The organism is Rhizomicrobium palustre (assembly GCF_011761565.1).
In the GTDB taxonomy this organism is placed as follows: Bacteria; Pseudomonadota; Alphaproteobacteria; order Micropepsales; family Micropepsaceae; genus Rhizomicrobium; species Rhizomicrobium palustre.
Genome location: NZ_JAASRM010000001.1, coordinates 2,522,906 through 2,538,451, shown reverse-complemented (window position 1 = coordinate 2,538,451; position 15,546 = coordinate 2,522,906). Strand labels below are relative to the sequence as shown.

Annotated in this window: 9 protein-coding genes; 6 read left to right on the top strand and 3 right to left on the bottom strand. The window is 58.7% G+C overall.

Annotated features, from left to right (window positions below; translation table 11 throughout):
• Window positions 1–5 precede the first annotated feature (5 nt).
• Both FHS83_RS11365 and FHS83_RS11360 read right to left on the bottom strand, forming a co-directional pair.
• A complete protein-coding gene (locus FHS83_RS11365) occupies window positions 6–5,486 on the bottom strand; it encodes a poly(ethylene terephthalate) hydrolase family protein (RefSeq protein WP_167083075.1) in 5,481 nt (1,826 codons plus the stop codon).
• 627 nt (window positions 5,487–6,113) lie between these two features.
• Complete coding sequence (locus FHS83_RS11360) at window positions 6,114–6,551, bottom strand: response regulator transcription factor (protein WP_167083074.1); 438 nt, start codon at window positions 6,549–6,551, stop codon at window positions 6,114–6,116.
• A gap of 608 nt (window positions 6,552–7,159) precedes the next feature.
• Here FHS83_RS11360 and FHS83_RS11355 point away from each other — a divergent pair.
• From FHS83_RS11355 to FHS83_RS11330, 6 genes are all read left to right on the top strand, one after another.
• Window positions 7,160–8,128 (top strand): protoglobin domain-containing protein, encoded by a 969-nt coding sequence (locus FHS83_RS11355; protein ID WP_208414523.1) that lies wholly within the window; start codon window positions 7,160–7,162, stop codon window positions 8,126–8,128.
• A gap of 16 nt (window positions 8,129–8,144) precedes the next feature.
• Entirely contained in the window at window positions 8,145–8,519 is a 375-nt protein-coding gene (locus tag FHS83_RS11350) for an STAS domain-containing protein (RefSeq protein WP_167083073.1), read from the top strand.
• A complete protein-coding gene (locus FHS83_RS11345; RefSeq protein WP_167083072.1) occupies window positions 8,509–8,919 on the top strand; it encodes an anti-sigma regulatory factor in 411 nt (136 codons plus the stop codon). Before FHS83_RS11350 ends, FHS83_RS11345 begins: the two co-directional genes overlap by 11 nt.
• A gap of 2 nt (window positions 8,920–8,921) precedes the next feature.
• Complete coding sequence (locus tag FHS83_RS11340) at window positions 8,922–9,581, top strand: SpoIIE family protein phosphatase (RefSeq protein WP_167083071.1); 660 nt, start codon at window positions 8,922–8,924, stop codon at window positions 9,579–9,581.
• Window positions 9,578–11,032 (top strand): ATP-binding protein, encoded by a 1,455-nt coding sequence (locus FHS83_RS11335; protein ID WP_167083070.1) that lies wholly within the window; start codon window positions 9,578–9,580, stop codon window positions 11,030–11,032. The genes FHS83_RS11340 and FHS83_RS11335 overlap by 4 nt, the downstream gene beginning before the upstream one ends.
• Before the next feature lie 530 nt (window positions 11,033–11,562).
• Window positions 11,563–12,576: a DUF6976 family protein gene (locus FHS83_RS11330; protein ID WP_167083069.1), complete on the top strand. Its 1,014-nt coding sequence runs from the start codon at window positions 11,563–11,565 to the stop codon at window positions 12,574–12,576.
• Window positions 12,577–12,729: 153 nt separating this feature from the next.
• Here the strand turns inward: FHS83_RS11330 and FHS83_RS11325 are convergent, their stop codons facing one another.
• The gene (locus FHS83_RS11325) at window positions 12,730–13,962 is read right to left on the bottom strand and encodes a hypothetical protein (protein ID WP_167083068.1); all 1,233 of its coding nucleotides are present in this window, start codon (window positions 13,960–13,962) and stop codon (window positions 12,730–12,732) included.
• Window positions 13,963–15,546: the final 1,584 nt, after the last annotated feature.

Genomic DNA, 15,546 nt, shown 5'->3' with positions numbered 1-15,546 from the left:
GCTCCCTACCTTTTCACGACATGGATGTTGTCTACGATGGTGGTAACGATGCCTGCGGGCTCCAGCTCCAATGCGAGTTGCTTGATTTTGTGCAGATCGACGCCGCTAAAGAGCGACAGCTTGATGGGCACGGTTTCGAGCGCCATCAACGTGGCGTTCACGGTGGTGACAGCGCCGGTATTGGTATGGACGGATTTCATGGTCGAAATGGGCCGGCTGGGAACGTTGTTGCCATAGGCGTTGAAATCGACCACGGCACTGCCGCCCGCCGTGTCGGTAAGAATAATCCGTACGCGCGGCAGCCATTCCGCCGCGATGGTGGCATCGCTATCCGGCTTGTACCAGCCGCTAAGGCCGATGATCAGCGTGTCGAGACCGGACCAATCCTGGTGCGCCGCGGGTACATCGCTGGTCATCGTTTTGATGCCGGTCGCACGCGTCGGTACCGGGGCCCACTCCATCTCCAGCATATGCGATTGATGCGGCATGTGGATGTCGAATCCGGACCCGGCATGCGTAACCTGGTTTTCGTCGCGAATGCTGACCGTGTGCGGCGCGGGAGAGAGAAAGGCGTGTGCGCCGCCCAGCAGGTTGGCTGCGGCGTTCTCGAAATCCTCGAACAGCTTCAATGTTGTTCCGAACATCCATTGCTGAGACACCTCGGTGCCGAGTGAGTTGGCGGTGCGCCCGTCGAAACGCCCGGCCAGCTTCTTTCCCTGCAATTGCCAGAGGAACAGATCGCCGATGTACTCAATGACCAGCTTTTGGTGCTTGTCGGGTGCTTTGGTGATGTCCGGATCCAGGGTCCGGCCGTCGGCGGTATCCAGGCCGTCGCCATGCCACACCGAATTGAACGAGTTGTGGCAGCACTTCTTGAAGAACGCCATCGCTTTGGGGCATCGCGCCCGGTCATAGTGCCGGAACCCGGTGCCGCCGATGCCGGCCGGGCCGTCAATGCCCGATACGTCGCCATCCAGCGCACCGTACATGACGAAATAGAAGTTCGTGTCGGTGCGGTCGATGAAGGTCCGGTCCGCCGGCGCCACGCCGCCGGTGAAATCCGTTGGCGATAGCGAGCACACGGCTTTGATGGTGTACGATTTTGGTGTCGGCATTGCCGCCACTTTCTTGAGCGCGCCCACCACGCCGTCGCCGCCGCGCGAATGCCCCATCAATCCGACATTGCCGAAATCGACCTTGCCGAACAGCGGGCTCTTGGTGTTGGCGTTCTCCTTCGCGAGTTGATCGAGAGCCTCGACGACGAGTTGCGCCCGCGTTTCGATCCAGCTGCCGTAGAAATTGCAGAAGTTTTGGTCAACCGAGACCGAGATGATGCCCTGCTGCGCCAAGTAGTCCTGGAGGTAAGCGTAGCCGGCATAGCTCTCGCTCGTCTTCAAGCTGTCGACATCATACGGCGTCGACATCACCACGGTGCCGTCCGGCAAAGTATTCGAGAATGGCGGTCCGGTGGGATGTTCGGTGTCGACCCGCCATGCCCAGTGGTTGCCATGGACCAGCACGACAAGCGGGGCACGTCCGTTGACCGCCACTTTGCCCGGCTTGCCCGGCGCGGTGGGAAACACCACCCGCATCCTGAGCCGCAATTGGAAGTCGCCCGGCACGGCTGGGTTCTCGCGCAGAAAGCCCTTCTTCGGATCGGGATCAAACAGCGCCGGCGCCAAACTGGAAAAACGGAAGGCGCCCGCGACCACGCGGTTCTGGAAGCTTAAAGTCTTGAGAAGCGCGGCCTTGCTGATGGACAGGCCCTTGAAGTAGGTGGGAGGCGACCCGGTTGTCCTGTCCGTCATCAGAGGCACGGTGACCCAAGGCTCCAACTGCAGAACTTCAGGCGCCAAGGTGCCGCCGACCGATGCCGCGGTATCTGCGCCGTCGAAGGTGGCTTTCACGGTTTCATCCGGCGAAGTGACCGTGACCGAGCCCGATTGTGCTTCCGTCGCCTTCTCGATGGCTGTGCCGACATCCGGATCGTGGACCGGGTTCTGGTTTGCCTCTCCGGGATCGCCGATCAGCGCTTGCAGCGCCGAATGCGCCAGCGATTGGGCTTGCTGCGGGTTCAGCATTCCGGTCGATTGCGCCTGTTTGATCTGGTCCATGGTCCGATCGACGTTCCGGCCCATCTCCTGTTGTTGCGCAAGCTTCGCCGCCATGCCTCCGAAGGATTTCGCGGTGTCCATGACGCCCTGGAAGGCCGCGAGCGCGTTGCGCTGCGTACCGGCAAGTCCGCTGGGATCGCGGAAAATGTCCGAACGGCCCAATATCTGCATCGCCTGTCCCAAGCCCAACGCATCGGGCAACGACGGCGCGCTCTGGATGTTGACGATCGGCTGCGGCAGCGGGGTCGGTGTCGCGTCGGGCTCGGGCGCTTGGCGCGAGGCCGTTGAAATCGGATCGATCGCGGTCGGTTCGTCCGGGAGCGGCGACTCCTCCCAGCGCCAGAAGCGTGAATCGTCCTTCTTTTCGCAGGCGTTGCACGCGCCCATGATCGCCTCGGCATAAACGCCTCGCGTCGGCACGCTGATCCTGGTCGGCGGAGGGCCCTCCGTCGCGTAGGCGTGGATCAGGTCCGGCCGGATGCCGGTCTCCGGGTCCGGAGCAAGCGTGGGGTCGAGATGGATGCCGGGTGTGACGGGCAGCACCAAGCAATTGCCGACAATGGCGAGCAGCCGGTTCTCGACCACGCTCGCAACGCTGCGCCCGCCGGAATTGGGAGCGATGATGCCGTCGAGCAGCATGTAAAGGCGCTGTTTGTCCATGCCGGACCACATGCCTTGATGAAAATACTCCAGCTGCTCGTTCAGGTGGGCAACCAGTTGATCGGCGATCCGGCGATCCTCGGCGCGCGGGTCTCTGCGTTCCCGGTGGGTTGTCGGCGTGGCAACGAAAACGTCGTCATCCTCGCCAAGATCGTTGTTGATGCGCGGCTGATCGAACAGAAGATCGGTAATGTGCGCCGTGCGGTATCGCATGCGGCCGGAGGTGACGAGGATACGGGCCTCCGGCGGCACCCCCCCTATGCCAAAGATGTTGGCCGCGAGATAAATCCGCAATCGCGCGATTTCTTCCCGCGGCAAGGCCGGCAATGCTCCCGAAGCGCGTATGCTGACATAAAGCGCCACGCCATCAACGTATTTGGAAATGAGGCTGGCACTCAGCGGCAGGGACACCTGGATGCCTGCGCGCGTCACATAGGAAAATCGCATGCGGTGGACGATCTGTTCGGCAACGCGCGGCGCCACTTCGCGCGCGAAGTACTCGTCGCGTGCCCGCTGGATCTGGGTATAGAACTCGGCGGTGATCTGGCGATTGATGTCCCGGAACAGATTGTTCACGTGGTCCGCCATCTCGTTGAACACGGAGAACGGCGCTTGCCAAAGAAGCGGCGACAGCCAGCTCCAGCGGTCAATCTGATAGGCCCCGTCGTCGCCGTCATGCGGCCGGGGGATCACGAAGGTGATGCGCAGCTCGCCGTCGAGTTCCTCGGGCGCTTCTTCGGAAAACCGATGTTCGGGATAATCCCAACCGTCCCAATTGGTGGCGATCCGCTCGATGGCGTCGAAACCCTTCGCCAGTTCGGGGCGGCGCAGCAATTCGGCCAGGCAGGCCCGCCAGCGCCGGACCTTGGGCTGGTCGAACGGCAGCATGGGAAGCGGAACGAAGATGCACTCGCTGACATAAGCGAGCTCCTCGCTGACCCGGAAATGCCGGAGCACTTCGAAGTATTCGATCGTCAGGGCGTGGCAATGATTGTGGTTCGCCACCACTTCCGTCTCGGCGCGGGAGGTCTCGCCCTGGGTGACGGTCTGGACGACGGTGGAGCGTTCGTTGCGCACCGCCGAAGCATTTTGGGTCGTGCGATCCCGGATCTGTTGCAGCGAATTGCCCGACAGAGCGCGTGCCGAATCCTGCCACGAGCTGGAATCCGATCCGCTTGCGCCGCCCGCCACGCCGCCGAACACGCCGAAGCCTGCGCCGATAAAACCCAGCCCGATGCCGCCTCCGCCGGCGGAGGTCGACGTCGACGAGCCGCCATCGATCCGCTCGTCCAGATTGCTGTTGACGATCTCGGATATATCGCGGTCGCGCTCGGTCAGCGCCTGCATCTGCTCTTCGGATTCGAGATATTCGGTGCGCGAGCCGGTGGACCGGCGCGTCCAGTCGAGCATACTCACCAGGCGCTTCTGGCCGGGCGCCAGCGGCAGCGAATACAGCAAATCGCCCAGCGAATAGCCGTCGGCGCGCCAGGTTTGCCGAAAATGCAGCACATGCCCGAGCGCCACCGTGACCGCTTCGAAGACCGTGGGGCTGAGGTCCCAATCGATGGCGTAGCGGCCGTTGAGTTCGCTGCGGGCTGGGCGCCGTTCGAGCAGATCGAGCATCCGGCGAAGGTCGACAGCCTCGGATTTGATCGCCGCGTTCCGCAGGCCTTCCGCCGTGATGGTTTCCGGCCGCGCCAGCATCTCCTTGGCCCGTTTGGCATCGAGCGAGCCGAGCAGAGCGGGAGCGTTGCCGGAGCTGCGTGTGGTTGCGGCTCTTTCGGTCGAGAAGCTGGCGGTTTCGGCGGTCAGTGCCAACAATCGGTCCCGCACATGCACCGGCAGCCGGACAGGCGGATCCGTGTTCATCGGCCGGACATCCGGTTCCGTGGTACGCACGATGGTGAAATAGGGAAATTCCTCCAGCACGCGGTTGGGCATCGTCAGGTTCATGCAGCCGGGGCCTAAATCCTGCGAGTACGCGGAAGGGTTGGCGACAAGGTCCTGCTGGTCTGGCGCGCGCGGGGGAACGGGGGCGCAGTTGCAATCGTCGGCGGGCAGCGCCGGCAGCGGCACGACCAGGATGGTGCGCCGCGGCAGATGTCCGTCTTCCAGCGTGATGGCCGCGCGATTGGTCCCGTTCACCTCGGCATAGGCTGCGACCAACGCGCCGGACGGCCATGGTCCGGAAAAATAGCCGCCCACCTGCGTCTGGAAGGTTTGCAGAGGCGCGGGATTGGCTCCGGCTTCACCGCTCAGTCCCCACAACACGATCGCGAGACCGCGCGGCGCAGGCGTCCCGTCTGGACCAATGACCCGCCCTGTCAGCCGTAAGGCCTGGCCGAGTGTAGGATCGTCGGATGGACGAACGACGAATGGCTGTACCGGTGCGCAAGTGATTGTCAGCGGCTCATTGAGCTGCCGCAACGCGAGCGAACTGCGTTCCAGCACGGCGCCCGATGGCGCCAGCACGGCGAACTCGATGCCTTCACGCAGATCTGATTCATCGGGGAGCGAAAGCGCAAAACTCCCGTCTGCGTTAAGCGGCGCCCCAGCCACGTCCACAATATCGCTCTGTGCCGCCGCGTCCTCCGCTCCGGGCTCCGCCCCGGCCATATCCACAGCATGACGATAGGTGAGAAGAACGCGATGACCGACAAAAGAACCGCCGGTGCCCTCCGGACGCTCTACATGTCCTTGCACAACACGCATGCATATCTCCACTGCAGGTGTCGTTTCATATTCGCAGGCAGCAGACAGCAGGCTGCAACATCCGCTGAACCCGGATGCGCAGAGAACCGCCTCATAAAAAACCAGAAAATCAGTTCACAAACCGGACAGTGCACTCAGGGCGCATCGAGCGACCGATGCGAAGACGTGAACACATGATCAACACATCAAGCACGTTCGCGATGACGCGTTCGAAGATGCGCCGAGTGAAGTTTCCCGTTACCGGGAAGGCGAAGGATTCGCGCTTTAGTAACGCTTTGTCAAACAAAACAAGTAGCCGCACTACAACAATTACATGAGCATAGTCCCGTCGAATTTGGGCGCATACGGCGGATGCCGCTCAGCACTGAATTGGTAAGCGCTAGAGGACAAACCTCTCTTCTCGCAGATAGCAGCGCGCCCAGAGCCTTTCTTTTCTTCTGTTTTGCCTTCGATTATTGCGACCCAAGCTGAACATCCGGTATTTCGGGCAATCAGAGCGGCTGTCGCGGTACTAGTGTGCAGCATGATGAAGCGGTTGTGTATTGGCCTCGCCCCGTATTGGCCTCGCCCCGTCTTTGCGCCACGTCCGTTCCTTCTACGTGGCCCCAGGGAATGGATCGACAACTCTCAGTCGCTGGCCGTGCCTGGGGTCTCGTGGTTCGACGGACAGGCTCGATGCGCCTCTTCGATGGATGCCAATAAAATATCCTCAGCTACGGGCTTGCGCAGCAGTTTGACCCCGATGCGGCGACACCGCTCCTCGACTGCCCGATCCGCGCGGCCCGTTATAATCACCGCGGGCACCGGATCATGCTTCGCGTGAAGCAGTTCCAATAAATCAGCCCCCGTCATGCCCGTCATATTATGATCGACCAGCAGAAGGCTTGCCTCGCCAGCCCCATAAGCAAGGAAGCTTTCCGCAGACGCATGATCACGCACCGTATATCCACTGGCTTCCAATAGCAGACGCATAGATTCCCGCACGGCGTTATCATCGTCGATGATGACGATCAAAGGCGCCGCGGCATGACTTGCTATGTGGGTAATTTGATCACCTATGACCATGGGAACTCCCGTTGTGAGCGGGAGTTCGGACACCGTGCTGGTGGATGCCCCGGAGGTCTCTCAATCGCTGGCGCTCAAGATGATCAACCGACGACGACCAACCTTATCGCGGTTACAGCCTGCGACCAGTGAGTACTAGTACCAGCAGCCATCGCCTCGAAAGGAAATCGCACTTCACCACGACACAGCCCTATAGTGAACCGCAGAAAACGGCCAAACATGGACTTTGGCCCCTGAGCGACTAACGCAAAGCCGGTCAATGTTATCGGGAGCGAGTTGTCATTGAATTCGTTCGTGCTACTCCTTTCCTGAAACAGCTCCATTCGATGACGGGAGTGGCACGTGCGCTACTTTTTAGCCCACCTTATCTCCGAAGATCATATCGCCCTCACCAATCTATCACTGCCTGCGAGGACGCCCGAACAGCCACAATAGCGTGATGGAATTACGGCCTTCCGGCTGTGACAACTAGTATGCCATCACTACATTTATCCTTTATACTTCACGTGCAGTTCGATTACTGATTATGCAGCAAAGTTTGCGGCAATTGCACTAACCGATCGTCGGAATGCCGGGTTCTGCTTGAACGTCGAACGAGGGAGGCATCAATGGCAGGCAAAAATGCTGCGGGCGAAGTCCTTTCTGCCACCGAGCCGAGGTCGGGCACCGAGATGACGGACCAGGAACTGTTCCGCCGCAAACAGTTCCTGCAATTCGATGATGGTGACGAGGAAAACCTGAAATCGATCAACGAGTTGGCGCGCCGTTATGCCCAGTCCGTCATTGATGATTTTTACGAACACCTCCTCTCGTTTGAGGACACCGCAACGTTCTTCAGTGATCCCGCCACCTTGGAGCATGTCAAGAATGCGCAGCAGCAGTATTTTCTGCGCTTGACCCAAGGCAATTACGATCTCGCTTATGCAAAGGACAGGCTCAGGATCGGCGCTGTGCATGAACGTGTCGGGCTGCCGGTCAAAGCCTATCTCGGTATGTATAATTTCTATCTCAGGGCCGTCGCCAACCGTCTCGCCGAAGCTTATGCATCGGATCCGCAAAAGTCATGGACCGCCTTCCTTTCCCTAATGAAGCTGACGTTCCTCGACATCGGGCTTGCCATCGACACCTACATCGACTCGAGCGAGCAAACCATCCGCGAACAGCGCGAGGCCATCCAGGAGCTTCCGACGCCGGTGCTTCCATTTCGTGATGGAATGCTATTGGTGCCGGTCATCGGCCTGATCTCCGGCGAAAGAGCCCGCCAACTCACCGAGCAATTGCTGATGGCAATACGCAACAACCGCGCCAAGGCGGTCGTTATCGACGTCACCGGCGTTCAGGCCGTCGATTCTCGCGTGGCCAATCATATCGTCCAGACGGTCGAAGCAGCACGCCTGATGGGCGCCACCGCGATCATTGCGGGCGTGTCGCCGGAAATCGCGCAGACCATGGTCACGCTCGGTATCGATCTGGGAAGAATGATGACGGTAGGCGACCTGCAAAGCGGCATCGAAGAGGCCGATAAGCTGGCCGGCTATTCGCTGATGCGGATGCGTGACAGAGGGGGCCCGAGTTAGATCGAGGGCATTCACCATGCGTGCCTCTATCCTCAAACAGCATCACGTGCTGATTGCATCGGTGCAGGGCTCCATGAGCGATGCCGACTTGGCTGCACTCCGTGATGAGTTGGTTTCGGGCGTTCAGAGGCACCGGGCCACCGGCGTCATTGTCGATGTTGCCATGCTTGACGTGTTGGATTCGTTTGCTGCACGCACATTGCGTGGCATCACCCAAATGGTGAAGCTCCTGGGCGCGGAATGTGTCGTCGTCGGCATCCAGCCCGATGTGGCGTTCTCCATGGTGCAGCTTGGCCTCACCCTGGAAGGAGCCGCGACGGCTCTTGATCTCGAAGACGGCCTTGCGCTGTTGAAGTCGCGTAATCGTGGAAACGCTCTCGATGGCGACTGAGGAACATGAACTGGTCGTGCCGATCAAGGCGGATGTCGATATCGTGATGGCCCGCCAAAGGGCGCGCAATCTCGTTTCGTCGCTGCATTTTTCCAGCAGCGAATTGACATTGATCGCAACGGCCATTTCGGAAATCGCCCGAAATATCGTTTCCTATGCGGGCGAAGGCGAAATCGTCTTGCAGCTGGCCGCCCGCGACCGTCGCCGCGGCCTTGTCATCATTGCCCGCGACCGTGGACCGGGTATCGCTGATGTCGAGCGGGCAATGCAGGACGGTTTTTCGACCTCGAAAGGTCTAGGCTTGGGGCTGCCAGGATCCAAGCGGTTGATGGACGAATTCGAACTTGTCTCTGAGCCCGGCAAGGGAACGATAGTGACCATGGTCAAGTGGGAGCGCTAGAGATGCCGGCGCAAGCGTTGCAGCCCCTGGAGATCGGCGCCGCCGCCCGAACCTTGGCCGGTGAGAAGGAGTCGGGAGACCGGTTCGTCGTGCTGCCATCCCGGCACGGAACCGTCGTCAGCGTTGTGGACGGCTTGGGACACGGCCCGGCGGCGGCGTTTGCGGGCAAACTCGCCGTACATGCCATCTCCAAGCATGTAGACGACATACTGCCGGTGCAGGTCGAGCGCTGTCACCAGATGCTGAAGAAAAGCCGTGGCGCCGTCATGGCGCTCGCGCACCTGCAGCCGACCGCCGGCCAGATGTCGTGGCTCTCCATCGGCAATGTTGCTGCCTTGCGTCTTCGCCCGACATCACGGGGCCAGGCGAGCGTTCACAGTGTCTTGCCGCGCGGCGGCATCATCGGTCATCGCGTGCCGGCGCGGATGCAGACGTTGAGCGAGACGCTCGATTTTCAGGTCGGCGATCTCGTCCTGTTTGCCACCGACGGCATTGCGGAGGTTTTTTACCGCGATGTCGACTGCCAGGCGCCATGCCAAGCTATCGCGGATAGTCTCCTCAAACGCCACAGCAAGGAAACCGACGACGCCTTGGTTCTCGTTTTGCGCTGGAACGAAAATCCGCCGACGGATCCATCGGCCAGCGGTCCGGGGCAACCATGAGCGCAGCACCTGCCAGGAACATCGCGTCGCGCCAGCGTTACCGCCGTGCCTTGCGCGACTATGTCCGCAAGCCTGCGGATGAATCCTCACTCGAAACGGGCCTTGAACTCGGTCGGTCCATCCTTGAGGAAGGACACAGTCTCGTCGATCTATTGGCGATCCACTACAAGGCGGTGTCTTCCGACGTCCTTCATTCCGACGAGGTCTCGAAGAAGGTCGAACGGGCCAATGAATTCCTGACGCAGGTCGCCGCGCCCTACGAGATGGCCTATCTGGGCTGGCGCGACGTGGCCTACAAACTTCGAACGGCCAATGAGGATCTCGAAAAGCGGGTCGCAGAACGCACCACCGCCTATCGCGAAGCCGAAGAGCGGCTGAACCAAGCGCAGCGCATTGCAGGCATGGGAAGCTGGCAACTCGATCTAGCCTCGGGTACCGAGCGCTGGTCCGATCAGATGTACCGCATGTGTGGCCTGTCTGCGGACAGGCGGCCGCCGGCTCCCGATGGTGTTGCGCATTTCGTCGACGGCGACGACATTGCGCATTACCGCGACTGGCTTACCCTGCTCAAGCAGGGTGACGATCCCCGACCGGTCGAGTTCCGGCTTCATTCACTCGATGGGGCGAAGCGTTTCGTGCGCGCCGAGGGTGAACTCAGCTCCATGCAGCGGGGCGATGTCGGGCGCATCATCTGCACCGTGTACGACATCACCGAACAAAAAGTCGCCGAGGCACGCTATCGCGAGCTGCAGAACCAGCTGGCCAAATTCTCCCGGCAGAGCGTCATGGGGCAGATGGGCACCGCCCTTTCCCATGAGCTCAATCAGCCACTTGCGGCCGTGATGAATTACCTCAACGTGGCTAAACGCAGCCTCGCCGCGCCGGTAGCGCTCGAAACGCTGAGTGATCTAGTAGATAAGGCGTTGCGCCAAGCCCGCAGGGCTGCGGATGTCATTCGCAATTTGCGCGATTTCACCGCACGAGGGACGACCGACCGTTTGCTCGAACCGCTGGATGAAGTCCTGAAAGAAGCCTATGCGCTGGCCTTGTTCGATAACAAGGATGAAACCAAGATCCAATTCCTGCTCGACAGTTCTGTCGAAGAGGCGATGATAAACCGGGTCCAGATCGAACAAGTGCTCGTCAATCTCTTCCGCAATGCGGCCGAAGCGATGGTGGACAGTGGCCGCCGTGAAATCATCATTTCGACCAAACGCAAGGAAGAATATTGGATAGAAATTGCCGTTAGCGACAGTGGTCCCGGATTGCCGCCGGAAATCGCCGACCGGCTATTCAGCCCGTTCGTGACAACCAAGGCAGAAGGCATGGGCATCGGGCTGTCGATTTGCCGCTCCATCGTCGAATCACACGGCGGCACCATCTGGGTCGATGTGGCGCCCGGGGGCGGGGCCTGCTTTCACTTCACTGTTCCTGATCGCCTTCCAGAGTAGCGGCCCAGCTAATGGCGCAGAACGATTTTTCGATCTGCCATCCGCCGCATCCAGCACAAACATGGGACGAGGCGCAGCCACGCTCGGAGCTGCGAACGCCGAAACGTCAAAGGCGGGGCATACCCACCCTCGCCTAAACCGAACTTGAGCGCGACCCGCGGCAGAGGATGAATGCGTTCGCTATACCAAAAACTTGAGCATATACGGACGTCGAATATAGTAGGACTAGCTCCCAAGGATCGTTACCACGCTCGTAGCGACGATGGTGTTATTGCAATTTTTTGGCACAGTACACTTCAAAGCAATCGTCTCCTGCCGGAGGCCCCGCGAGACAGCTCTACGTAGTTTGCCTGATTGAGGGGGTGGCAAGGGATGCTTTCCCGTAAAATCCGTATTTGTCGGATAGCCCGAACACGTATTTTCGGAGTCTTTAAGTATTTGATCGCCGTTTCACAGCTATAATCCGCGTCTCAGCCTGTCTGCATGGTCATCTACTGCTAAACGAGAACTGACCAAGAAACGGGAAACCGATGGCACAGAACGGACTATATTCAACCGAAGATACAGCTGAATTGATCCGGCAAGGCCGCACACTCCTCCTCGCAGGTGATGAAATCTTGCTCACCCAACTGCCAGAGGGAAATTGGATAGGAGGCACCACAGCCTCCTTCATGACAGAAGACGGCGGAGTGACTGACAAAGAACATATATTTGTAACCGACCTATCCGACGTCGCGGAAAAGGCAGTACTCAGCCGGTATAAGATTACCGAAATACCCCATATCGCGCGCGACTATCCGCGCTCTGGCTTTACGGTTCTTATTGTTCCCGGTGGAAGCGAAATTCATGCATCTTTTGCCAAAGGCGTCCCGTTTTACGAAGATGTCTTCGCCAGCCCCCTGCTCGGATGGGTTTCGGGTGTTGAGATATCTGAAATGGAAACCCGCCGACCAATGGTTTTTGCTGGCCGCGCGTCTCCCCTGCTGAATGAAGCCGTGGCACTCCATGTGTCCCTACCAAAGGGAAAGCTTGCCCACCTTCAGACAATCAACCTGTTCTCGCCGAGCGATGGCGATGTCATCGTATTTCAACAGGACGGGTTCGTTTGCGATGACCAGTGCCGTATTGACGGCAAGCTTGAGAACTTTGCCTCATACCTCACAGCGCAGCACATTGACCCTACGCGCCCGCTCATGGCGAGCCACAACGGCGCGCTAGTCAATGTCTCTATTCGGTCTATCGATGCAGATCTTGCGACAGTACAATTCTACGCACCCGTCTTTGCAGGGGTTGAATATCGCTTTGCCAATCCCATCGAGAATTACACAAAAACGTTCGAACAATATATGGAGCTTGAACAGTATATTCAGAACGCCGGCGCCTGCGTTATCGCGTTTTCCTGCAACTGCCTGCTCAATTATCTGAGCGCGAACTTGGAGGGGAAAAAGACCGGCCCATTTGTCGGCCCAATGACCTATGGCGAAATCGCCTATATACTACTTAATCAGACCCTCGTTTATCTCAAGGTCAGTGATAGCGTTTGACGTCTTGGACTTTATCCGCAATGCGGCCTAAGCGAGCGCTCACCCGAACGGGTGCTTTATCTGAGTAGGTGCTCTTGGCTGCACATGTGAGCGCCCTAAGCCACGGCGCATTTCTGACCCGTGCATCGCAGGCATTGAAGGTACCCTATCCCGTCAGACCCACAATTCCGTATCTGGCTTGGAGAGAGTTTCCGCCCAGGTAAGACGGCACATTCCGCGAGGCTCTACACAATAAGGTGCAATTGCGGCCCCGCTCAGAAGCTGTATGCCTGCGTCTTGAGCGTATTTCAGGGTGCTTTTTTCTTTCACGTTGGCAATAAGAGTTCCCAAATTGGAACGGCGAGCAAATTGGGCAAGCTGCTCGGCGTCGTTCTGCTGAAATGGGCAGAGATTCGTAAATTCCCGCATATCAAAGCCTATCGCCCGAAGCCCAATGCCTTGGTATGCCGTATAGGCGCGCAGCGTGGGAGCGATCGTCGCCGAAACGCCGCGCGATACCGATCTGAGGGCATTGACCATATTGGCAAGCCGCGTCTGAGCAACTCCCGGCGGCACTTCATAGATCAAAAACGAAAGATACTGACGAATATCATTCGGCAACTCCTTGCAGAGGGATAATACCGCTGCACGCCCGACCGGTGCCCCGAGCATCTCAAACGAAATTGGCGCAGCCAATAGAAAGCGAGCTCCATTCGAGATGGATTTCGTGAGCTGCGCGAGACCTACTTGAAGGCATGAGAGCTCTACCTGCATGCGATCCCGCGGCGACAGATAGGACAAGGCTACCGGTTGCGTGCGGGATGTCAGGTAGATGGATTTCGGCTCGCAAGCATATGTCGTGATCGCCGAGCTCGGAACCGCCCAGATCGGAATATAATGATATTCGATATCCGGCGAACTCTCAGCAGCGGCGCCAGCCGCTGAAACAACCGGGGCAGAAGCTACGCCTCCCACACTTTGCTTCGCGCGACTTGCGCCCGCAGCGCCGGTATCCATTTCAGCCTCTGAAGGCCGAAATCTCAGCTGGTCGAGAATCCCAACGTCTTTTGCGATCCTGATAATCTGATCAACGCCCAGACGATTGAACGCAAGGGTGTCCTGGTCACATTCCGAAACGAGGCTGACATGGAGCTGCGCCAAGCTGCATTCTCCTAAGAAGCTCGTATGCAGATCGAACGCCACGCGCGTGCATACAGCGCTTACTTCTTGAGCCCCGCTAGTCGGCATGGTTACGAGATATGCGGTCTCCCCCAAGCGAACGAACAGGTCATTAGGACCGAGCTTGGCAGCCAGCAGCGTTTCAAGACGAGCATAGACACCATCGCGGATCCGCGGCCAGCGCGCCGCGGCATGCTCCATGAGACCATCGAACTCAATGACGTTCACACACCCTCGCGCCAAAACTGACGGCGACGCGGCGTTTTTTAGTTGATGTGACGCCTGGCTCAGCATCGATAGGTGGCTCTTTGCAGTTCAACGTATGGTAAGTAAATAATCTCTCTAGAAGGTTAGCAAGCGTATTTCTTGTTAAGGCGAAAGTGGGCCGATGCGCCACACACCTAACGACAGAATGTACAACGCGTCTATGGTTGGCACTAATACCTATAGCGGTGCTGCTCATTTCATCGATTTCCATGCATCTGGGCACAGACGATAAAAGTCGCTCCTCACGCGGGAGCGCGCTTACATGGAGGGGCGCAGTCGCTTGAGGTTGCGTCGGATTGCAACACCTCCCAAGAATTTTGACTTTACCAAGCAGAACAGTACCTGCGTCGTTTTCTATCCTCATTCCAAAAACCTAAAAGTGCATCAAAACCAACACACAAAGCGCGCTGGCGAGGCGGGGGAAAAGCGCGTTCATTGGGGCAGCAACGAACAGTTGCCCTTACGATATGCGCGAACCTTTTAACGTGATGAGGACTAAAAGACGCGACCTGTGCGAGCGAGAACTTTCAACCAGCCCGCCCCCATTCCTCAGTGCGTAGGGATACCGCGAGAATCGCTATCTGGGCGCCGGAACGCACCGCGTATTCTGTTTTTATCTCGCTTGCGCAATCGCCACCCAAAATATCCGCCGTACTTCTCCTCTAGCCCCCAGTTGGAGAGATGCCCTCTCCAAGTGAGCCACCTAGCTGGGAAAGCCAGATGCGAGCTTACTCGGTGCGCACAAATGCAAGCAAACGTCGAGGCAATTCATGATGATTATCGAGTGTTGCGTACCTGCCGCGGATGCTGGTCTCAGAACGGCTAAAATTGACCACCTCCTTGATGACCATCCGTGCGAACACACCCACCCTTTCGCCCGAAAGGGCTCTAGCAATCGGCCGGTGTCAGCGGTGCATTCCCATCACGCCCAATCCCAAAACGAGCAAAGCCGATGACCATTCACCTAATTGCATCTGCACGCACCGGCACCAAGCAAGCAATTAACGGCACCAATGTGACCTAACTGAATACAGACCTCCCGAGTCTCGCTGATGTTCTAAAGAGTAATCCCATGTGGCTGGATGAAGCGGTGGATACGGCTGAAGCGAGCCGGATTACAGGGCTTGCAGTGGCACCCCTCAGCACCCTGCGTTCTCGTGGTGGCGGGCCGAATTTCATCAAAGTCGGGCAACGCGCAGTCCGCTACCAGCGCCGGCAATTACTGCAATTCCTTGCCGAACGTCGCCGGTGCAACACCTCTTGTAACGGAACCGCAATCTGACGGGATTGCGGTCCTTAGCTGTGCAACGAAAACCAGACTTCTCGCGACACAGCATAGTCGTAATAGACGTGTCGGCGATGCTTTGAGTACGTCACGGCGCGTGAATATGCCAAAGGAGCCTTTGCCTGCCCCGTCACGGAGCATGAGAGCGATGCCTCACAATCCCATCTGCGGGCAAATCCCGAAACGATGGCAAAGTTCTCACCGGTTCGCGCCAGCCTGCAGCCTGGCTAACCAATCCAGACGCGGGGTCCACGATTGGG